Origin of the sequence: Dyella telluris, from assembly GCF_014297575.1 — a bacterium.
GTDB classification, from domain to species: domain Bacteria; phylum Pseudomonadota; class Gammaproteobacteria; order Xanthomonadales; family Rhodanobacteraceae; genus Dyella; species Dyella telluris.
Map to the genome: position 1 here is coordinate 769,440 of NZ_CP060412.1, position 20,439 is coordinate 789,878.

The following is a 20,439-nucleotide window of genomic DNA, read 5'->3' on the forward strand; positions in this document are numbered from 1 at the left end:
TGGTGCCTTATTTAGGTGCGTCACCCATCACGTCCATTGATCTGCGTCGATCGAACTCTCTTCCCCTTGAGGTCATGACCACCCTGGTGAAATACGACTTCTTCGATCCCGCCTCGGGAATCCGGAAGAAATTCGAATTCGCTATTCTCCCGCGTGAAGAACTTCACGCGCGATGCCGGGAAAAGCGGGAGCGCGTGCTGATCGGTAAGCTGGCTTATCAATCGGCCGCCATCCAACCTGATACGTATGTCCAGGTCGGAGTCCACCCGATACGTGCCCACATAGCGCGCGAGCACTGACGGTTCCAGTTTGACGGCAGCGCGTTCCACCGGCACGTAGTCAGGCCAGGCGTAGACAACCGCGATGCTTCTCAGAAGATCTCTGGCCAACGCTGCGCCACCCGTCGCGTTTGTCATGATCACCACGCCCTCCCCTTTGTCGCGGTAACCGAACATCAGGCTCTCAAAGCCATCGTTTACACCGAAGTGCTGGAAATAAGGGGCTGCGGGCGACCCGCCAATGCTCAGGCCCAGACCCCATTTCCCCTTGCCGGGCGTGAGCATCCGCCTTGCCATGGCCTGACCCAGCACACGGCCACTCCCCTTGATTGATCGCTGCAGGTCCTGAACGTAGAGCGCCAGATCGGAGGGCGTGGTCCACAGACCCGCGGCAGCCTTTTCGGGATAAACATGCGCGCCTCCGGGAATCGAGTGGCCTTCCACGTCGTAAGGGGTCGCCACGCTAGCTTGCATCGAGGCCGGCAGCGGTTGCGCAAAGGTGCTGTGGACCATCCCCAACGGGGCGATGACCGTTTCATGCAGTAACTGCACAAAGGACTGGCGGGATACGTCTTCCATCAGCAGTTGCACGACGGTGTATCCACCACCCGAGTAGTTCCACTGGCTCGCCGGCTTGGCCTCCAGGCGGACTGCTTCGGTATTCGCAGGTGGCTCCCCGTTTAATACCTGGACCAGCGACGGCAGCGGCTTACCGGCGGAGTAGCCCGGAAAACCGTGGACGCCAAGTCCCGAGGTATGACTCAGGAGTTCACGCAGTGTCACCACCGCGCCTGGCGCAACCGCGCTGGCAGGAAGCTTCCACCGCTGCAGCATGGTGTTCACGTCCGTATCCAGCGAAAGCTTGCCTTGCTTCACTAGCCGCAACGCGGCCATCGCGGCGACAGGCTTGCTGATCGATCCCGCCTGGAAGAGCGTCTGCGTGGTGACGGCCTCACCGCCATCCCCTGCCATGCCATAACCCTTCGCCCAGTCGATCGCACCGTTGTGAATCACTACAACGCTTACGCCGTGTACGTGCCAGTCCCGCATTCGTTGTGCAAGCGTTTCACAGCTGCGCGGTTGACCGATCACAACGACAGCATCAGGAAGACACGATTCAACCGCCGTGATTCGCGCTAGCGTAACGGGCGACACTGCCGACGCAGCGAGCGACGTTGCAGTCGATACCCATCCGCACACAAACAGCGCGCCCCAGCCCAGTGCCCGCGCTCCCATCGCGACGTTCATAAAACCTCCCGCACTCGACTCGACCTTTTCGGCGTGTACCTTTAAGGGCACCGGCCTGAAATGCCCGTCAAATCAACGGAAAGAGTATGGCAAGCCGCACGCGAAAGCGGGCGCCATCACTTCGCCATCGACGACCCCGACCACTTCCCTGGATCAAGGAAGCCTCCCCGCATGGGGTCGGAGCGGGCATCACGAACCAACAAGGTCGCGACCCGTGCCATCGAGCTGTTGCCTATGGACTTTGGCACCGAACGTTCGTGCATGGCGGATAGGCATGAGCCTTGCCGTGCCCCGCGCTCGTGTCGCGAATGCGCGCCATGGGTCGAATCCAGAACCTGGCTTCCCGGCAACGGGTCCAGGCTCAACGACAGACAAGTACAGGGATGCCCGTGCTCACCAAGAGCTTGGCGGTCTGGCTTCCCGATAGAAGCCTGTCCATCCCGGTTTCAATATGCGTACCGATGACAATGAGGTCGCACTTCTCGCTCCGGGCTACGGACGCGATGACCATGTAGGGCCGCGTATCAAACTCGTAGGCACTGCGGCATGCCACCTTCGCTGCCTCCGCGCGTCGATGCACCTCCTCCAGATAGGAGACAGCTTGTCGCGTGGCCTTCTGGGTTTTCTCGTCTTCCTTCAGGACGAGCGAATCTGAAACATGTCTCACCGCCGGCAATGGCTTGATGGCATGGATGGCGAAGACGCTCGCGCCATACTTGACCGCGATATCGATACCCATATCGACGGCACGCATGGAAAGTTCAGATCCATCGGTAGGCAGCAAGATATGTTTGAACATGTCTATCACCGTTGGTAAAAAAGGCACGGACCCTTAGGCACTGAACTTTGTGGATGAAGGTAGCCCACTTCATTCCGGATCTTCGACTTGCTCGAGGCGAAGGAAGCCCTCGCCGTCTTCACCTGAGTTGCGCAAGCGGTTTCGCCGCCCGCAAACCGGGCACACGAAGTGCAGCCCGAGATGATCGAGGTTTGCCTCGGCACCTCCGGTGAATTCCCGAAACTCGCTATGGCAGCTGAAACAGACCCACATACTTTCGAGTATAAGCCTTCCCTTGGATGCTTATGTGCAGCGAAGCCAGGGAGAGAAATCCATGGCGCTTCGCAAAACTACGAGAGACGATCTAAGTAGTTTGACGCTGGACAAGCCCCGAAATGTGATTGATCCACGGCACTCCGTGGCGTGCCCTTCCTGCTCCATGGAAACTGCCAGCCGAATGCCGTAGCCCCACCACTGGCTACCATCTTTCGCCGCGCCGATTCCAGTTCCATGCGCGGCACCATCCGTCGGGTGACAAGAAGCTGGCGAATCCACCTGCGCCAGCGCGGCCGTATCTTGCTGGATCGAGCCTCAATGAATCGCCTGATCGACGTGGGCCTTTCCCATGAGTGCGCCACGTCGCCCCGGGGCCTGAATCAGGGCGGCGGCGTAGGCGTCGCTCGCCGCCGCCGGGTTGCCCTGCAACGCCAGCAGGCTTGCCAGTTGCTCGCGTGCGGGCAGCACTGGACCGGGCGTCACAGGGCGTTTCTCGAGGCTATCTTCCTGATCGGCAGCGCCCTGGAGCAAGAAGCGCGCCCTGTCACTGTCCCCGCGCCCCTGGAGGGACCATGCCGATACCTCGTCCGCAAGAATGGACGTCTGGGTAGCCCAGTAAGCGTCACCCGAGTCGCGCAACTGTTTTTCAATCTGGTGAAGACGCGCGGCTTGCGCGTCGGCATCGCCCGGATGCCCGGAACGGGCGAGCCCCATGCCTTTGGACCAGATCGCAATCGCGCGAATTGATGGCGGCGCATTGGCCGCTTCAACAGCTTGCGCCGCATCGTTCCAGCGCCCACGTTCGACCATCATTCGTATCGGCATGACCGTCGCCGCATACGCAATTGCGAACTCGTTCATGTCCAGCGACGGCATCGAGTTCAGTTCCTCGATGACACGCTCGGCATCATCATCCTTTCCCTCTTGAATATAGGCGTAGACCAAGTAATCCATGGCGTGAAGCTCGCCCATCGCATCGCCTTGCCTGTGCGCTGATTGCTTCGATGCAAGGTTGGACTGGATCGAATCGTCCCACAGCCCAAGGCGTGTAAAGATGTGCGAAGGCATGTGCAACGCGTGTGGCGCGGAGGGTGCGATCTTTGCGTACGCGCGCGCTGCCTGCAGCCCCTGCTGTGCCATTTCCTGGCTGTCGCACGCATGGATCAAGTAATGGGCAAGCCCCGGATGATTCGGGTGTGTGCGGAACAGTGGCTCCAGTATCGCGACAGCCTGCTTCTGTTTCGCATGCGTCTTGTCGACAGGCGATGCGTTGGAGAGCAGCGCCAGAGCGTAGAACACTTGCGACTCGATGTCCGATGGATTGTCGGCCGCCACCTTCGCCATCGCTTGCTCGTAGGCCTCGGTACGCTGGCTGGGCTTGAGTGCTGGCGTTGCCTGAAACAGCAGGCCACCGGCGCGTATGAACCCGGTTTCGCGCGCTGTCTTCGCGCCGAGCTGGGCTGCGTGCAACATGGACTGCTGTGCCTGCCCGAACGATTCGGGCGGCAACGGTGGCGACCACACCGGATGAAAGTGAACCATTGCCAGCCCCCAATACGCCATGGCGCAATGCGGGTCTTTCGTCGCTATCTCGTTGAAAGCCTCTTCCGCCGCCGCATAGGCAAATGAGTGAAGCAACGCGATGGCGCGATTGAACGGTTGTTGTTCTGCGGGATCGCACGACACTGCAAACGATACGTCCCCCAGCTTCTCCGGCGCGCCGTGATCATGCACTTCCCCCGCCATGGCAGACGACGCAGCGAACAACAGCCATGACAAAGCTCGGGACCACCGGTACATAGACGCCTCCGTGAAGGGAAAAGCGCGCGTTCCGCCATGCCAAATAGCTTACTTCTCGCTGCGACTGGAAAGTGGCAACCCATGGAACTGAGCCAGAGTGTTTGGTTTTCAGCCTGGAGAGACCCACCGGGCAAGAAGAATCACTCTGCTCCTTGTTCACTGACCGCGTATTGGCAGGCTCTCTGGAGGCGGAAAGCAAGGCTTGTTCAAGAACCCCGGCGCCGTTCAGCCTGTCCTCTGCTCCGCGACAAGCCTCTAGGAGGCGCGCCGTTGTACCGCGGAGGCAGTCACCCGCTGCATCGAGATACGTGTGATCACCAACCAGGCGAACAGCGCGGCCGCCAGCCCCACCAAGGCGGATGCGATGCCGAGCAGGGGATCGACCCCGGCAACGCCTTTGATCTGAGCCGCCAAGGCGCCCAGCATCACGGGCGTGCCGATGTTGTGCAGCCAGAACTGCCAGCTGGCCATGCGCCCTTGGGTAATGGCCGGATAGGCCATGCCAATCAAGCCGAACAGCGACATCGACACCCATCCCAACAGGTTGAGGTGCGCATGTACGGCCATCAGCGAGTGGTCGCCAGAGCCTCCCATGACCAGCCCCAGGGCGACCGCAACGACGAAGTAGATCACGGCCATGCAGAACCATGCGCGGCTGCGGGTGTTGTCAGTCATGGTGCTCTCCTCGTTTGAATGGACCGCCAGGCAGCCATGGAGCGGCTGCACCTCACTTGACGCCAATGACCATGGAATCCGGGCCAAGCAGCGGTTCCACGCGGACCTCGCGAAAACCGGCACCCTCCATCCACTGACGGCAATCGGCGCCGGTGTAGTCGAAGCCACCGGGTGTTTCAATCAACATGTTCAGGCTCATCAACAGGCCAAAGGCGTTCTTCTTGCGCTCGTCGTCGATGATGGCGTCGTAGACGATCAGGCAACCGCCAGCCGGAAGTGCTTCATGACACTTGGCCAGCAACGCCTTCTTCTGTTCCAGATCCCAGTCATGAAGGATGTGCCCCATCACCAGCACATCCGCTGTTGGGCAAGGGTCATTGAAGAAGTCGCCTGGATAGAAACGCAGCCTTTGCTGAAGTCCAAACGATGCCACGTAGTCTTCAAAGACAGGCGCGACCATGGGCAGGTCGAAGCCTCCGCCGCTCAAGTGCGGATGGGCCAGCGCGATCTGCACCGGGCACGCGCCTTGAGCCGCACCGATATCGATGAATGTGCGGTAGTTCTCCCACGGAAACTTTGCCGCGATGGCCTTCGCTGCCCCAAGGCTCACACCCGTCATGGCCTGGAGAAAATTGCGCAAGGATGCTTCGTCGCGATAAAGCTCATCAAAGGGCGATCCTTTGTGCTTTGCCGCGTTCGTGGGTTCGCCGGTACGAAGCGCCTCGGTCAGTGAGCCCCAGTGGGCATAGAGACGCGCGCTCAGCATCTCCAGCAATCCGCCGACATAACTTGGTTTCGCCTTGTCGAGAAACAGCTCGGCGTCTGGTGTGTTGCGATAGGTTTCGCCATCACGCTCGAGGACGCCCAGGGCAACCAGTGCGTCCAGAAAGTCACGCGACGAGCGTGGATGCAGACCAATGGCTGCCTCGAGTTGCTTCGCGGTGCCGCCGCCCACCAGATGCGTGAACACGCCAAGATCAACCGCGGAAAGCATGGTCCTGGAGGCCCAGAAGCCCATGCCGAGCTGAAGAAGCCGGTCAGGCGTGAGTTCGGCCGCCCCTGCGGAACCGCTGGCCTGCGCTGCAGGAGAAACATTCGGCGTGTGCTGCATAAGCCCTCCAGGGGCGCGGCTTGGCAAAGCGCCAAACCCTGGGTGTGAGGCGCCATCCGGTGCACTGCTAAGGTCGTGAAGTGCTGAAGCTAGCGCCGCCCGCCCCGGCAAGAAACACGACTTACGGTGTTCTAACCAATGACCTAAGCCATTCGTCATCGGTCGACGATTCGCACGATTCCAGCGTGTTTTACGCAATCAGGCGGGTGGCGTGGCCGAGTTCGCCCGATCAGCGGTCGAACCAACGGTATTGCACCGCAAACGTGATCGACTGGTAATCGCCACCCACGCGCGTCACCAGCCCGTTGGACAGGGCGACCTTGGCCGACCATCCCCGGGCCAGGGGCGCCGAACAGGTCAGGCCATAGCGCGCATTGGATTGCTTGTCCTTCTTTGCAACGCCGTCGAGGCTGGTGCCGCCGCCGTCCACATAGCCGATGTCTGCCGCGACCCACAGACCGGGTCGAAAGGTGTAGCCGCCGTGCAGCTGCACCACCGCCAGTGGATCCTGGGTTCGCACCTTGTCGCCGTAAAAGTGCTCGTTGCTGGTGAAGAAGTACGCGCCGGCGGATGCTTCAAGAAACCACTTGCCGAACGGCTTGGAAATGCCTATCTCCGGCTTGAATGCCCACCGGTTGGTGCCGATGTTGACGAGCCGGTCCGGGGTGTACTGGCCCGTCGGGGCCGAGATGGTCAGGCTCACGCCAAGCGACGCTGTCGGTGTCCGTCGCGCGAACTCTTCGGGCGTCAGCGCCGGACTGCCGAGAATGTTGTAGCCGAACCGCAGTTTCAGATCGCCCATGCCGGAGCGATGGATATCGCTCGGGGCATCAATCACGTTGCCGCTGAGGCTGCCATCGACATAGGGAAGCCCGACGGCCAGCGTGGCCGAATGGCCGGCCAGGCCAAAGCTGCGCACATAGGCAGCCGACATGGCATTGATCTGTGCCTGCACGTTGGTGATCGGCAGCGACGGATCGGTCAGCACATCACCGCTCAGTCGCGTATAGCCGACATCGATGAAATTCGTGCCGATAGGCGACGCCGAATAGGCACGGGGTTCCAGCTCTTGCGCGGAGGCGATGCCCGCGAGTAGCAGTAAACCGAAAGCGCTTGCAAAAAGCACGGCCCGATATGCCAAGGATCGCCCCATTGTCGACTCGACCAGATACTTGCGCAGCGAAGGTGTTGCGTACCAGAAACTATTCAGGTCATGCCACCATCGGCCACGGGCAGATGGGTACTCGCAATGGAAGCATCCTTACTCTAGCGCGTCGGGATGTCGAGAAGTCGTGGTGCCCCCGCCTTGGGGCGCGCCGTGGCGGCTGGCCTCCCCAAGGGACGACCCCCAACCGGCGGAGTACTTGTTCGGCGGCCAGCAGAGACCGGCCGGACAACAAAACCCCTGCCTCTTGTTTCCCCTGCCCCCTATGTCCGGCACCTATTTCCGGCGTGGCTACCACGACGAGCCGCTAACCGCGCAGGATGGCCTCCCCGGTTCGCGGGTTGGCAAGGGTCACATTCTCCAGCGCCCGGATACGCCAGGCCCCGTCTTGCTGCGTCAACACGGCGAGGATCAGTGTATCCACCATGTGCGGCCCCGCGGGATGAGCTGCACCCGCCGCCAGGCGGCTCCAGAAGTGGATGATCGCCGCGCCTTCGGCAATATGCGCGACATCGATCAGCTCATTTTCCAGGGTGGAGTCGCGATAGATGGTCTTGTGGATAGGCTCGTGCAGCGCAACGATCCCGGGAATACCTCGGACATAGTGGCCAAAGCGGTTGACGAACGTTGCCTCGGCGTCAAACAGAGCACCGAGGGCAGCCATGTCATGCGCATTCCAGGCCGCCTGGAACGCTCCGGGCACATCGTCCGGCCTCTCTATCTTGGTCATAAGGAGGTATCCAAGCGCTCGACCTCAAACCAGTTATCGTCCATGTCGCTGCTCTTGTGATGAGGGGGATGCGCGGCCGATCCTAAGTCACTGCCAGGTCCGCTATGGGTCGAAAGCGGACATTATTTTGAAAGCGCGCAGGTCACGCTCTGAACTTTTGAAGTGCCGTTGAAATGGAGCGAAAGCTCCGGAAACCCACCGCCCGCAGTCATAGGTTTGGGGCTGCCGATGAAGTATGTCCATTTACGAAGCGGGCTTGACTGGTCGCCCCACTTCTCCCTCGCCTCATAGTCGGGCTCACCCCAGATTGACCGAATCCGCGACGGCGACAGCCCTACCAGCTGATCAGTGTTACGAGGACACTCAAACCGGGTCTCTGTACCACTAGGCAGCGACCTGACGTATTTGAGCTTGGCACATACGTCGATAAGAACCGAGGGGGATTCGCGCCCCTCATAGGCCAAGCATTCGGTCGAATCGCTTGGCTTCGGTCGCGTCGACGCTTCCGCCGCATCCATGGTCCTGAAAAGGGTATCTAGCTTTTGTTGTTTGCACGCCTTGTCGCATGGCTCGTCAGCCACTGTGGCGGACTGGGTTTGTCCAAATGCAGCCGACGCATGAAGACAAAGCACTGCCAGCCAGACCATCCAAGACACCCTGCGCAACATGTTCCCTCCCTGTCATTTCCGGCGCCAAGGTCCGCTTTGGGTCGAAAGCAGACATCTCATTTAGCGAGATTCTCCTCGAACTGGCTTGGCGCAGCCAGCTAGTGACCACGGGTCGCCCATTCCTCGCACAACTGTGGATCTGCGTCCCCCGTTCTGCGGGCTGCTATGGTCTGCCTATTTGGTGTGGTAAGCGCAGCCGCCCCAACGCCCCAAGACATGCCATGGCCGAAAAGGCCGCCGGGCGTTGGCTTCACGATTGCAGCGTAGCCGGCATCCGGTGAGTGATACAGCGGAAACGTCACCGAGTCTTCCTCGTAGTGCCAGCCGGTGACGCCAAAGGGCGAGAAGCCCGCGTATCCGACATAGGGACGCTGCACCGGTGTTAGTTCATAGCAACCATTGGGTCGCTCGCCTGATGTCGAGGGGTAGTAGGACGAATCCAGTCGCTTCACAGCCCGCCGATCCAGCGCCTCAGCAAGGAGCACGACATGCCCCCTCACCAAGACATTCGTGCTGTCAGATGAAGCACAAAGCCCGCGACAAATTAGTATTTCGTACGTGCCTGGAATCGACAATTCTGGGGGATTGGTCACCGCTTCGGAGCCAATCGAGTTGGCCGAACCAGCGATACCAAGCATCAATGGAAGAAGCCACTGACGCCAATCTGCAAGTCGCGCTGCCAGTTTCAAGCTATCCCCCTAATAACGAATCGTACTCGACGGCCACAGTTGTGCCCGCTTCGCGTCGGAAGCGGGCCTATTGGCCCTTGGCCAGCTTCCGCCAACGTTTCATCTCAGCAAGCTCGTCGTGCGCAATCTTCGGATCAACATGACCAAAGGTCACAACCTCGTCACCTGCCGAGAATCGATCTAAGGTCTCGTCGATTCGTTGCCTTATCCAGCCAGATAACGAGCGCCACAGCAGATCCCGCTGGTTACTTCCCACTAGCGCGTCAATCGATCGAGCGACCGTTTCGCCGTCGATGTACAAACCGAACTCGTACCCCTCCAAGATTTCGTGGGCGATAAGCATCGATTCCTCCTTGCTGGCTCCAATTCCTGCGGCATGTCCGCCCTGGGTCGTCGGCACCAGCGGGTTCAAGACCCATCGGCGAGCGGCAATGCCTTGCCGTCGACGATCGTAATGTCGAGTTCGAGCGCGGCCAGGCCATCCACGCAACCGAGGTTGACTCGATAACGGTCCTTGCCGTCTTCGTCAGCAACGGCACCGTATATATAGATGCCGCACGCCTTGCAGGAATAGTGGCGCATGACTTCGTCGTTCCAGAGATACACGGCCAGGTCGCTCTCATCGACGTGCGGCGTGAAGTCGGCATCCATGATGTAGTCCGGCGACAGCACTGCGCCCCTGCGGATGCACAGCGAGCAGTTACAACGTTTGCCGGAAGTAATCTCGGTGCTGCGGAACGAAAAGTGCACGCGACTGCAATGGCAGCGAGCGTGATACTCCATGGCCTGACCTCCCAGGGACAATGGCAACTGCGTGGGCGCAAGCGTGGCGGAAACCTCTTGTAGCACGCAAGCGACAACCAAGATCCTTTCAATCGCCGGGGAGCCATCGCGCTAAAGCCTTAGGTTCTCCATCGTCCGCTATGAGTCGAAAGCGGACCTTGGCGACTTCAGGACTAAAGCAAGCCAGGAATGAGCGCGCTGGTTCGGCCTTTGTATTGGCGATAGACCTCACCAAAGAGTTCGGACAGCCAACGCTCTTCGAGGCGAAGCTTCCGCCAGAACGATGCAAACACGATGGCAACGGCCACGAGCCCGCGCCAGTCACCCACCAGCACGGCATTGCCAAGGAACAGCAACAGGAGTCCGGTGTAAATGGGGTGACGAATCAGACCGTATGGACCGCGCGTGATCAACTGATGGTTGTCCTTCAGCTGAACGGTGGCGCTCCAGTTTTCCCCAAGTAGATGCCGCGACCAGCATGCGATCGCCACGCTCGCGATGCAGAGAAAAAGCCCCATTGACTGGAAGGCGATGGAGTGAGGCACGAATTGCTCTCTGAGGGGACAGCCTGCAAACCACTCACCCGGGCCCAGCAGCACGAGGGCGAGGATCAATGGTAGCCAGTAAGCCACAAAGCGTTTGCTCAAAGGTTCCATCTGTACCGGTGACTTCACGCGACGAGCGCTCCAAAGCCAGTACGCAAGAAGGGTCGACCAAACCAGGTTCAGGGCAGTACCAAATCGGGGGTCCATGCGATTCCTTTCGTTGCAGTTACGTTGGCTGGCTGACGTTGCCGCGCTTCAGCCTCGGCCCGGATACTCGCCGCTAAGTGGCTGCCAGACCAGATGTATAGGGTTGGATTGACGCCATCCGGGGACGAGTGGCGCGCTCACGGGGACAAGCGGTGGCTTCAGCACCGCCCACGATCGCACCAGATCAAGGCCGGAGGTCGTGGTTACAACGCCAGCGGCACCCAACTGCGAGCCAGCCAGGGGGAGTGTCCGCTTCGGGTCGAAAGCTCACCTGGCGAGCAAGCCAACACTATCGCCGCCGCTCCCTGGCTTTGCACCTGGCCGACGTGCTGTTCGGGGCCGCTATCGTGCAGAACGCCTGGATTGGACGTCCTGCCGGCCTGCCCTTTGAGCCGCTGTGCGTTCGACCCAGGTGCTTACGTTCCTGATGTTCCAGCGGGTCAGATGCGGCCTCCGGTGGCCGACTTACCCCCCACCCGAGCCAGCATCGCCCTGTTACTGTCGCGATTTTCCGGAGACAGTGGATCCCGCGCCATCAGCCGTTGTCGGCCCGCGCGAATGCGTGACCAAGCCGTCCTCCAGCAAGGATAAGTCCTGGCGGAACAGCTGCCATGATGGGATCTGCCGAGGTTTTCAGATGCTCCATTCGCTAAAGAGACCATCCATGGCCATTCTTGCAGGCGGTGCACTCAGACTCGGCACCGCCAGACTCGCGTTGATGCTGGGCATCCTGCCGATATCCGTCATCGCGGCGGCGGCGGCGCCGACGACGCCGATCGACTGGGTCAATCCGTATATCGGTACGGCCGGAAGTGGGTCCGAATACGGCGGCACCATGCCTCTGGTCACCACGCCGTTCGGCATGACCAACTGGACGGCGCAGACGCGCCAGAATCGGGTCGGGGTGAGCTCCTACAACTACGCCGACACCCATATCGAAGGCTTCATCGGGACGCACCAGCCGGCGATCTGGATGGGTGACTACGGCTACGTCACCCTGATGCCCGAGCTCGACGGCGCCAAGTACACGCCGGCTGCACGACGGCTGCGCTTTTCGCGCAAGGATGAAACGGCGTCGCCCGCCGGCTACGCAGTCACCATGCAGGCCGCTGGTGGCCGTCAGATACGCACCGAGCTCACGGCGACCGATCACTGCGGCTACCTGCGTTTCTGGTTTCCGAAGGCTGGCCAGGCGGGCGTGCTCATCGAGGCGACGCGGCCGGGCATCCACGGCTACGTCGAGGTCGACCAGGCTCGACACGAGGTTCGCGGCTATAACCCCGATCGGCAGGATGCCGTGCTGGGCCCGCTGGCGTTGCCCAACTTCAGGGGCTACTTCGTGGTTCGCTTCAGGCAGCCGATGAACACCGCGCACGTGTACATGGATGGCGCGGCCGTCGATGGACGGCATGATGTCGAAGGCAGCAACGTGGGGGCCTACGTCGGCTTCGACAGCACGGCCGGCGAACCGATCGAAGCCCAGGTGGGCACGTCGTTCATCAGTGTGGCGCAGGCCGAGGCCAATCTCGATGCCGAACTTCCCGACTGGGGTTTTGAGGCACGCCGCCAAACACTCAAGGACACATGGAACGCCAAACTCGGCCTGGTGGACATGGATGGTGCCGATACAGACCAGCGCCAGATCTTCTACACGGCGCTCTACCATGCGTTGCTATACCCGCGGCTGTTCTCCGAACACGGTCACTACTACAGCGCCTTCGACGATAAGGTGCATGCCGGCGAGTCCTATACCGACTACTCGATCTGGGACACCTTCCGCGCCGAACACAGCCTTCTGACCCTGCTCGCTCCCGAGCGCATAGACGGCATGATCCAGGCGCTGCTGCAGGATTACCGCGAAGGTGGGTGGATGCCCAAGTGGCCCAACCCCTCGTATACCAACATCATGATCGGTACCCACGCCGACTCGCTGGTGGCCGAGGCCATCATCAAGGGCTTCCATGGCTTTGACTGGCAACTTGCCTACGAAGCCGTGCACAAGGATGCGACGGTACCGCCTGCAGGCGACGCGACACGGCGCTGGCGCGATCGCGAGCCGCACACACCTTACGAGGCACGCGCAGGCCTGAGCTACGCGCTCAAGCTGGGCTACATACCGTCCGACAAGGTCGCGGAAGCCGCATCAAGCACGCTGGAAGAGGCGTATGACGACTACGCGGTGGCACGCGTCGCACAAGCCACCGGACATGCAGACGACTACGCCTATTTCCTGAAGCGCTCGGCCAACTATCGCCTCCTGTACAACCCTGCCCGCGGCTTCATGCAGGCACGCCGGTCCGATGGGTCATGGGCGCAGCCCACCGAGGGCTGGACGGAGGGCGACCAGTGGGTCTATCTGTTCGCGGCCCTGCACGATGCTGCAGGCACCATCGACCTGCTCGGAGGCACGGCGGCGGCGGAAGCAAAGCTGGACGCTCACTTCGACGGCGGGCACAACCACCACGACAACGAACCCAGCCATCACTACGGCTATCTCTACGACTTCACCGGCTCCCCCTGGAAAACCCAGGCACGCGTGCGCGAGATTGCCGCGAGCGCCTACTCGAATACACCTACCGGCATCCTTGGCAACGAGGACTGCGGCCAGATGTCGGCGTGGTACGTATTCGCCGCGATGGGCTTCTACCCGCTCAACCCTGCTTCCGGCGATTACATGATCGGCAGCCCGTTGTTCGGCCGGCTCGCCCTGCAACTGGCCAATGGCAAACGTTTCGTTGTCACGGCGCGCAACAACTCTGCCACCAACGTGTACATCCAGTCCGCCACGCTCAATGGCAAGCCTCTCGACGCGCCCGTGATCAGCTACGGACAGATCATGGCCGGAGGGACACTGGATTTCGTGATGGGGCCGCAACCGTCACGCTGGGCGGCAGCATGGCGGCCCAAACCTTTGGCAGCTCTCTACCCATAACCGGCCATCAGGCTTCGGAACCCTCAAAGAACTGGTGGGCGGCGGCAGCAAGCGCCGCCAACTGACCGAGCTCGCAACCGACTCCGGCCGAAACGCGCCATTCCTCATCGCTGCCGGGAAGCCCACTGAGGGTTACCCTGAAAGTAACAGCCCCGCTGGCGGTGCAGGTGGCGGAGATCTCGAATTCGCCTTCAAGAGTCGCCCAGGAGCTCACTCCTTTCCAGGGAAGTCCGTTGGCGCCCAGCTCCTCCATCCATCGCGCGAGCCCTTTGGGATCGGCAAAAGCCGAAACCCACTGCGTCGCGGTCACGCCGCGCCCTTGAATCTCGACCATGAATTCGTCACCGCGACGATCGAGGAACCGAACTTCCCTTTCTGATGAATTTGAGTGAATGACGAACATCTAAGCGTTCTCAAAAGTGGTTGGTGGCACCGTACAACAATGTAGCCATGTCTCTGCGTTGGTTCGGAAACAGCCCCTCATGCGAGGCACAGGGGGGCGGCTTGCTGCGGTTGTGGCGATGGAATCCGGGCTGATCGTGCATCGAACGTCGCCCATTGCCGTCAGTGTGAGGAAACATAGTCCGACGCTGCCTGCTCGGGTGGAACGGCAAAGTTCTCCCGCATGCGTCTTGCTTCCGCAACAGGCGTCCGCCCGAAGGTTCGCTTGAATTCGCGCGTGAACTGCGACGCACTGGCATAACCCACCGCATATCCGGCAGCCTCCGCCGTCATGCCCTGTCGCACCATCAACAGTCGTGCCTGATGCAGGCGCGTCGATTTCACATACTGCATGGGCGAGGTCTGGGTGACCGCCTTGAAGTGGCTGTGAAACGAGGGAACGCTCATGCCGGCCGCACGGGCCAGGTCCGCCAGTTGAAGCGGTTCGGCATAAGCGTCATGGATGCGACGAAGCGCCTTGCCGATTCTCCCGAACTGGCCTTGCATGCCCAGGGCCGAGCGCAGGGCCGCTCCCTGCGCGCCGGTAAGCACGCGAAAATAGATCTCTCGTAGCAAGCCTGGCCCGAGAATCGCCGCCTCCAACGGTTGATTCATCGCCTCCAGGAATCTCAGCACAGAGGCATGGAGTGCCGCATCCATGGGGCTGGACATCATGCTTTTCGCCGCGCCCGACTCGACCTGCGCATCAAGCCGGCCGATCTGGAGCATGAGTTCGGCAGCGAGCTGGAAGTCCAGATGCATATAGATGGCCAGCAAGGGATGCTCTGGCGTGCCATCCGATTCCATCGTGAAGGGAACGGGCACGGCGACTGCCAGGTAGTGCTGCTGATCGTAAAGATAGACCTGCTTGCCGAAATAGCCGCGCTTGCGGCCCTGGCACACAATCACGATACCGGGGTCATACAGCACGGGTGTCCGTGTCAGGGGGCGATCGGATCGCAGGATGCGCACGCCCGGCAACGCAGTGAGGTTGTAGCCCTCGTGAGGCGCGAGCCTCCGCGCGAGGGCGGCTATACGGTCGGCTTTTCTGGCTACAGGCCGCACGTCGGCACGCCCCTCCAAAGATCACTCGTCATAGAAATAGGCAAGAAAACGGGAATATCAGGCCTCCATATCAGAGGTTTCGATGGGTATTGTGCACTCCGCCGCCCTTCTGGAGTAGTCACTCATGAATGCCAAGACCTTGCTGATCACCGGCGTAAGCAGTGGATTCGGCCGAGCGCTGGCCAAAGAGGCCCTGACAAGAGGTCACCGGGTCATTGGAACCGTGCGAAGCGAACAGGCCGTGCGCGAATTCGAAAGCCTGTCCCCCGGTACCGCGTGGGCCCGCGTGCTGGATGTCACCCACTTCGATGCGATTGACGGCGTCGTTGCCAGCATCGAAAAGGAGCACGGGCCAGTGGATGTGCTCGTCAACAACGCCGGATACGGCCATGAGGGCATCCTGGAAGAATCGCCCCTGACCGACATGCAACGACAGTTCGACGTGAATGTGTTCGGCGCCGTCGCCATGATGAAGGCCGTGTTGCCGTCCATGCGACGCCGGCACCGGGGGCACATCCTCAACATCACCTCGATGGGCGGGTACATCACCATGCCCGGCATCGCCTACTACTGTGGCAGCAAGTTTGCCCTTGAGGGAATCTCGGAAGCGCTGGGCAAGGAAGTCGCACCGCTGGGAATCGTCGTTACCGCAGTGGCACCCGGCTCGTTTCGCACGGACTGGGCGGGACGCTCCATGGTGCGGACAGCTCGTTCCATTCCTGACTACGACGCCACGTTTGATCCCATACGCGAGGCACGCCAACAGAAGAGCGGAAAGCAGCTCGGCGATCCCGAAAAGGCGGCACAGGTGATGCTCGACGTGATCGACAGCCCTTCGCCGCCGACACATCTGCTACTTGGCAGCGACGCGCTTGGCCTGGTTCGTCAGAAGTTGTCCGACATGGCTGCCGAGATCACCCAATGGGAAGCGATCTCGCGGTCGACTGACGGTTGATGCTTTGGGTTGCGCTATGGCGATGCCGGCTTCCGATCAAAGGCAGACACGGCTTGCATCAGCTTCTTCGCTGGAAGCGGATGCCCCAACCGCCGCTCGTGTCACTCCACGAGCCTGCGCTCACTGGGTACACGGAGCAGAGTCACGCGGCACGCCTTCAGGCCATTCAATCTCACCCTTGTTCTTGCTTTGGACATCGCGAAAGCGACAGGCAAACGGCACGAGGCCGATTTCTTTCCGGCGGTCATCCAGATGGGCAGGATCTTCGATCGGCAAGAAGCGAATGACACCGTCATCCTGGCGGTACTGCATGCCGTAGGTCTGGGGTTGCTTCTGCATGCGCGCGTTTCTGTCGACCAACAGGGCCAGCAACTCACCGTCCGCCTGGTGGATAAGTACCTTCGACTTCATCAGTCGGGCGGCGAACAGCTGAAAATCCGGATCCATATCGGCGTGCTGCGCGATCAGCCAGGCGGCGTTCGCCGCCGGTTCGCCGACCACCCTTGCCTCTGGCCAGCCGCAGGCCTTCAAAATCGGTCGAAACCACTGCCGATTCTGCAGGTCAATCTGGAGCGCGATATCGTTCGCTCCTGCTGCATGAACATCGCGCACGAGCACATCGCGCGCGGCCTGGTCCGCCTCCGCCCTTGCTTCAAGCACCGCCGCAATGGATGGCCAATTGCACTGACTCCCGCTTGACGCAACGAGCAGCGACGCAAGAACGATTCCGACCATTGCCTATCCCTCGATGTTTGATTCGGCCAGTGCACAGAAACGTCGGCCGGTGATTCAGCCTTCCCGGAACATCAGACCGCAGTCTCCCCGTCCAATGCAAGGCCGCCCGCGACCTCATTACCTGAGCCGCACCCTGTTTTCGAGCCTGGTGTGGCCCATGATGAGCTTCCCAGATCGCAAGTTGTGCCCCGTCCGATCTGGTGCACCCACGCGCCGGATCGAAGGCACTGAGGGGAATGAGATCGAAACCTCGACGCCTGCTCTCGACCGCCAGGTTGAACAGACCCGGAGCGCGACCAGGCCGTTGCACCCGAAAACGGACCTTTACCCCCAAACATGTCACAGCGAGGCGATGCGTACGTGGCCTGCTCGTGCACGGCGCACGCTCGGCGCTACGCACTGCTCCGTTCAAGGACGACCGACTTAGTCAGTGGATTGTGCGCCCGTCCCAACGCGGCCTGCGTGGCCCTGTCAACAAAACGGCAAGGCCCGCATGGGCACTCCTGCGTTACCACCCCGATTACCAACCGGCCTTGGCGGCCGCCTGAAAGAGACGTCCAAACACCATCCATCCACGATGGCCAGCCAACCGCACGATGGCGAACCGGTCGAACCGGCACCGGCAGGACCCTGAAATGCCCAGGTGCCGTAAAGCACGCGAAAGCGATTGGGAGCCGGCGCGCGACCAGCCCATCATGGCCCAGCACTGCCAAGCGGTGTGGTTGTCAGGGGCCGGATGTGCAGTCGACACCGACGCCAGAGCAAGGGACGCCTGCAATGGGGTGGAGTCCCTATACGGACGTTTGGCCGTGCAATCGTACGCGCCTCGATCAGGGTAGTAGCCCAAAAGGGTGGCAGGTCGTCCACACCAAGTAGGGGTGCAGCACGCCGAAGCGGCACCTAGGCTACCGCGATGATGCGCATGTTCTCCATGCACCCTGCTGGCCTGACCGGGACCTCCCAGTCACGTCTTCGTCGGATGGCCCCGCGTAGCGGTGCCGGGCATCTCTTTTCCCTTTGGACCGCAGCGCTTGCACCACATGGTTCCGGAAGCCAGGCAAGGCTGTTCGGACGCGTTCGCCTTTTCGGGGCACGCCAGCCAGAAGCGGCTGCAAGTTGTTCCGTGATTGAGGATGGAGGCCAGCGTGAAGTCCCTGCACGTTCGTGGGCGGGACGGGTGCGAGTAGTCCACCCCGGCCCAACCATGCCAGGGGCGACGTCGCCTGCCGCACGACTGTCAAAGGACGTGACCACGTACACGGACGCTTTTGCAAAACGATGGCGCGTAAGGCGTTGCCACGCTGTTTTCGGCCGGCTTGCACCTGGTTTGCACGCCTCCCACATCCCCCTCCTTCTAGCTGGAGACATTCCCATGCACGTCAAAATGAAGTTGCCGATTCGCCATCTGATGCGCTCGACGCTAGCTGTAGCCCTGGTTGCCCAGCTGGGCCTGACCGGCCAGGTGCATGCGCAGTCCAGCGCAAAGGCCGATCCATGGGGCGCGCTCAAGCACGTCCACGCAGGTGTGCTGGACGTGGCTTACGCCGAGATGGGGCCAGCAGATGGCCCCGTGGTCATCCTGTTGCATGGATGGCCCTATGACATTCACAGCTACGAACAAGTGGCGCCAGCCCTTGCCTCAAAGGGTTACCGGGTGCTCGTGCCCTATGCGCGCGGCTACGGCGACACGCATTTCCTGTCGGCAAGCACCGTGCGCAACGCGGAACCCGCCGCCCTCGGCCAGGACGTGATCGACTTCATGGATGCGCTGCACGTGCAGCGCGCCGTGTTCGGCGGTTTCGACTGGGGCGCACGATCGGCTGACATCGTTGCCGCATTGTGGCCAGAACGCGTGAAAGCGCTGGTCAGCGTGAGCGGCTACCTGATCGGTTCGCAGGCAGCGGGCAAGGCCCCGCTCCCTCCCAAGGCCGAGTACCAGTGGTGGTACCAGTTCTACTTCGCCACCGATCGCGGCCAGGAAGGCTATGCGAAGAACCATCGGGATTTCGCCAAGCTGATCTGGCAGCTCGCCTCGCCCAAATGGAATTTCGACGACGCCACGTTCGATCGCAGCGCAGCAGCGCTCGACAACCCGGATCATGTGGCCATCACCATTCACAACTACCGCTGGCGACTGGGCCTAGCCAATGGCGAGACCCGATACGCGGCGCTGGAAGCGCGTCTGGCCGCACTGCCGAAAATCTCGGTGCCGACCATCACCATGGAGGGCGATGCCAACGGCGCGCCACACCCGGCCCCCGAGGCCTACGCCAAGCAGTTCACCGGCAAGTACCAGTTCCGGCTGATCAATGGTGGCATCGGCCACAACCTTCCGCAGGAAGCACCCCAGGCGTTCACCCAGGCCATCATCGACGCCGACCGGCTTTGATCCTGCGTGATCCATACACGACCGAAACCCGAGGAATAGTCCAATGAAGAAGACCTTCGTCGCATGGATGCTGGCGGCATCCACCCTGCTGTGCGTGGGCGCCTCCGCGCAAACGTCCAAGCCCATGCAGAAGCCGGTGATTGTGCTGGTGCATGGCGCCTTTGCCGATGCGTCAAGCTGGAACGGCGTCGTCAACATCCTGCACAAGGACGGCTACTTTGTTATTGCCGCCGCCAACCCCCTGCGCGGCGCAAAGAGCGACGGCGCCTACATCGGCAGCCTTGTGGGCGACCTGAAGCAGCCCGTGGTGCTCGTAGGGCATTCCTACGGCGGCAACGTCATCACGGAGGCTGCCAATGGCCACGCCAACGTGAAGGCGCTGGTCTACGTCAGCGCGTTCGCGCCGGATACCGGTGAAACTCTGGGCGAACTGACCGGCAAATTCCCGGGCAGCTCGCTCGGCCAGTCCCTGGCACCGCCGGCGGATCTCGCCGATGGCGGCAAGGACCTGTACATCCTCCAGGACAAGTTCCACGCGCAGTTCGCCGCTGACGTGCCGGCCGCGAACGCTGCGTTGATGGCCGCCACGCAACGTCCCTTGCAGCAAGCCGCTCTTGATGAGAAGGCGGGTACTCCCGCATGGAAGAGCATTTCCTCCTGGTGGATCTACGGCGATGCGGACAAGAACATCCCCCCGGCAGCCATGGCGTTCATGGCCAAACGCGCAGCAGCCAAGGATGTGGTGGTGGTGAAGGGCGCATCGCACGTCGTCATGGTTTCTCATCCGGACGCAGTGGCCCACCTGATTGAGAAGGCCGCGTCGAATTGAGCTGAGACACGTGCAAGAGATCCAGCCGAGATCTGATGCAGGCGAATCAGGGATTCGCCACCCAGCGAGAATGCCGCGCTAGCGCGGCATTCTCTTTTGACGGCCAGGACATCGCACGCGGCAGCACACGGTGCCACGTA

General features: G+C 61.3%; 17 protein-coding genes. 4 read left to right on the plus strand and 13 right to left on the minus strand.

Features of this window, described 5'->3' with window-relative positions; translation table 11 throughout:
- Positions 1–20: 20 nt before the first annotated feature.
- The 10 genes from H8F01_RS03575 to H8F01_RS03620 form a co-directional block, all read right to left on the minus strand.
- A complete protein-coding gene (locus tag H8F01_RS03575) occupies positions 21–1,526 on the minus strand; it encodes a serine hydrolase (protein ID WP_187057709.1) in 1,506 nt (501 codons plus the stop codon).
- Between the two features lie 361 nt (positions 1,527–1,887).
- Positions 1,888–2,325 carry a universal stress protein gene (locus H8F01_RS03580; RefSeq protein ID WP_187057710.1) on the minus strand — a complete coding sequence of 146 codons (438 nt, stop codon included), beginning with the start codon at positions 2,323–2,325 and terminating at the stop codon, positions 1,888–1,890.
- A 570-nt stretch (positions 2,326–2,895) separates the two neighbouring features.
- Positions 2,896–4,380 carry a hypothetical protein gene (locus tag H8F01_RS03585; protein WP_187057711.1) on the minus strand — a complete coding sequence of 495 codons (1,485 nt, stop codon included), beginning with the start codon at positions 4,378–4,380 and terminating at the stop codon, positions 2,896–2,898.
- A gap of 255 nt (positions 4,381–4,635) precedes the next feature.
- Positions 4,636–5,055, minus strand: a complete 420-nt coding sequence (locus H8F01_RS03590) for a hypothetical protein (RefSeq protein WP_187057712.1) — start codon at positions 5,053–5,055, stop codon at positions 4,636–4,638.
- A 52-nt stretch (positions 5,056–5,107) separates the two neighbouring features.
- On the minus strand, positions 5,108–6,166 hold the full coding sequence (locus H8F01_RS03595) for a methyltransferase (protein WP_187057713.1): 1,059 nt from the start codon (positions 6,164–6,166) through the stop codon (positions 5,108–5,110).
- Positions 6,167–6,395: 229 nt separating this feature from the next.
- The gene (locus tag H8F01_RS03600) at positions 6,396–7,292 is read right to left on the minus strand and encodes a transporter (RefSeq protein WP_222615718.1); all 897 of its coding nucleotides are present in this window, start codon (positions 7,290–7,292) and stop codon (positions 6,396–6,398) included.
- Positions 7,293–7,638: 346 nt separating this feature from the next.
- Positions 7,639–8,061, minus strand: coding sequence for an SgcJ/EcaC family oxidoreductase (locus H8F01_RS03605; RefSeq protein ID WP_187057715.1), 423 nt, complete (start codon positions 8,059–8,061; stop codon positions 7,639–7,641).
- Between the two features lie 1,424 nt (positions 8,062–9,485).
- Positions 9,486–9,830, minus strand: a complete 345-nt coding sequence (locus tag H8F01_RS03610) for a hypothetical protein (RefSeq protein WP_187057716.1) — start codon at positions 9,828–9,830, stop codon at positions 9,486–9,488.
- Positions 9,827–10,201, minus strand: a complete 375-nt coding sequence (locus tag H8F01_RS03615; protein WP_187057717.1) for a GFA family protein — start codon at positions 10,199–10,201, stop codon at positions 9,827–9,829. The genes H8F01_RS03610 and H8F01_RS03615 overlap by 4 nt, the downstream gene beginning before the upstream one ends.
- A gap of 173 nt (positions 10,202–10,374) precedes the next feature.
- Positions 10,375–10,953, minus strand: a complete 579-nt coding sequence (locus H8F01_RS03620; protein ID WP_187057718.1) for a methyltransferase family protein — start codon at positions 10,951–10,953, stop codon at positions 10,375–10,377.
- 664 nt (positions 10,954–11,617) lie between these two features.
- Between H8F01_RS03620 and H8F01_RS03625 the strand changes: the two genes are divergently transcribed.
- Complete coding sequence (locus tag H8F01_RS03625; protein WP_222615719.1) at positions 11,618–13,885, plus strand: GH92 family glycosyl hydrolase; 2,268 nt, start codon at positions 11,618–11,620, stop codon at positions 13,883–13,885.
- A 7-nt stretch (positions 13,886–13,892) separates the two neighbouring features.
- Here the strand turns inward: H8F01_RS03625 and H8F01_RS03630 are convergent, their stop codons facing one another.
- The gene (locus H8F01_RS03630) at positions 13,893–14,288 is read right to left on the minus strand and encodes a DUF6228 family protein (protein WP_187057719.1); all 396 of its coding nucleotides are present in this window, start codon (positions 14,286–14,288) and stop codon (positions 13,893–13,895) included.
- Between the two features lie 161 nt (positions 14,289–14,449).
- Positions 14,450–15,391 carry an AraC family transcriptional regulator gene (locus tag H8F01_RS03635; protein WP_222615720.1) on the minus strand — a complete coding sequence of 314 codons (942 nt, stop codon included), beginning with the start codon at positions 15,389–15,391 and terminating at the stop codon, positions 14,450–14,452.
- A gap of 124 nt (positions 15,392–15,515) precedes the next feature.
- On the opposite strand from H8F01_RS03635, the gene H8F01_RS03640 reads away from it, so the two are divergent.
- The gene (locus H8F01_RS03640) at positions 15,516–16,346 is read left to right on the plus strand and encodes an oxidoreductase (RefSeq protein WP_187057720.1); all 831 of its coding nucleotides are present in this window, start codon (positions 15,516–15,518) and stop codon (positions 16,344–16,346) included.
- Positions 16,347–16,466: 120 nt separating this feature from the next.
- Here H8F01_RS03640 and H8F01_RS03645 read toward each other — a convergent pair whose 3' ends face one another.
- A complete protein-coding gene (locus H8F01_RS03645; protein ID WP_187057721.1) occupies positions 16,467–17,081 on the minus strand; it encodes a DUF6624 domain-containing protein in 615 nt (204 codons plus the stop codon).
- Between the two features lie 1,372 nt (positions 17,082–18,453).
- On the opposite strand from H8F01_RS03645, the gene H8F01_RS03650 reads away from it, so the two are divergent.
- Positions 18,454–19,470, plus strand: coding sequence for an alpha/beta fold hydrolase (locus tag H8F01_RS03650; protein ID WP_187057722.1), 1,017 nt, complete (start codon positions 18,454–18,456; stop codon positions 19,468–19,470).
- Positions 19,471–19,513: 43 nt separating this feature from the next.
- Positions 19,514–20,299 (plus strand): alpha/beta fold hydrolase, encoded by a 786-nt coding sequence (locus H8F01_RS03655; RefSeq protein WP_187057723.1) that lies wholly within the window; start codon positions 19,514–19,516, stop codon positions 20,297–20,299.
- Positions 20,300–20,439 lie beyond the last annotated feature (140 nt).

Excerpts from the sequence above, each read along its gene's own strand:
- H8F01_RS03595 (WP_187057713.1), bottom strand. The coding sequence starts at position 6,166 with ATGCAGCACACGCCGAATGTTTCTCCTGCAGCGCAGGCCAGCGGTTCC.
- H8F01_RS03625 (WP_222615719.1), top strand. The coding sequence starts at position 11,618 with ATGGCCATTCTTGCAGGCGGTGCACTCAGACTCGGCACCGCCAGACTC.
- H8F01_RS03615 (WP_187057717.1), bottom strand. The coding sequence starts at position 10,201 with ATGGAGTATCACGCTCGCTGCCATTGCAGTCGCGTGCACTTTTCGTTC.
- H8F01_RS03630 (WP_187057719.1), bottom strand. The coding sequence starts at position 14,288 with ATGTTCGTCATTCACTCAAATTCATCAGAAAGGGAAGTTCGGTTCCTC.
- H8F01_RS03645 (WP_187057721.1), bottom strand. The coding sequence starts at position 17,081 with ATGGTCGGAATCGTTCTTGCGTCGCTGCTCGTTGCGTCAAGCGGGAGT.
- H8F01_RS03640 (WP_187057720.1), top strand. The coding sequence starts at position 15,516 with ATGAATGCCAAGACCTTGCTGATCACCGGCGTAAGCAGTGGATTCGGC.
- H8F01_RS03580 (WP_187057710.1), bottom strand. The coding sequence starts at position 2,325 with ATGTTCAAACATATCTTGCTGCCTACCGATGGATCTGAACTTTCCATG.
- H8F01_RS03575 (WP_187057709.1), bottom strand. The coding sequence starts at position 1,526 with ATGAACGTCGCGATGGGAGCGCGGGCACTGGGCTGGGGCGCGCTGTTT.
- H8F01_RS03655 (WP_187057723.1), top strand. The coding sequence starts at position 19,514 with ATGAAGAAGACCTTCGTCGCATGGATGCTGGCGGCATCCACCCTGCTG.
- H8F01_RS03620 (WP_187057718.1), bottom strand. The coding sequence starts at position 10,953 with ATGGACCCCCGATTTGGTACTGCCCTGAACCTGGTTTGGTCGACCCTT.
- H8F01_RS03585 (WP_187057711.1), bottom strand. The coding sequence starts at position 4,380 with ATGTACCGGTGGTCCCGAGCTTTGTCATGGCTGTTGTTCGCTGCGTCG.
- H8F01_RS03650 (WP_187057722.1), top strand. The coding sequence starts at position 18,454 with ATGCACGTCAAAATGAAGTTGCCGATTCGCCATCTGATGCGCTCGACG.
- H8F01_RS03590 (WP_187057712.1), bottom strand. The coding sequence starts at position 5,055 with ATGACTGACAACACCCGCAGCCGCGCATGGTTCTGCATGGCCGTGATC.
- H8F01_RS03605 (WP_187057715.1), bottom strand. The coding sequence starts at position 8,061 with ATGACCAAGATAGAGAGGCCGGACGATGTGCCCGGAGCGTTCCAGGCG.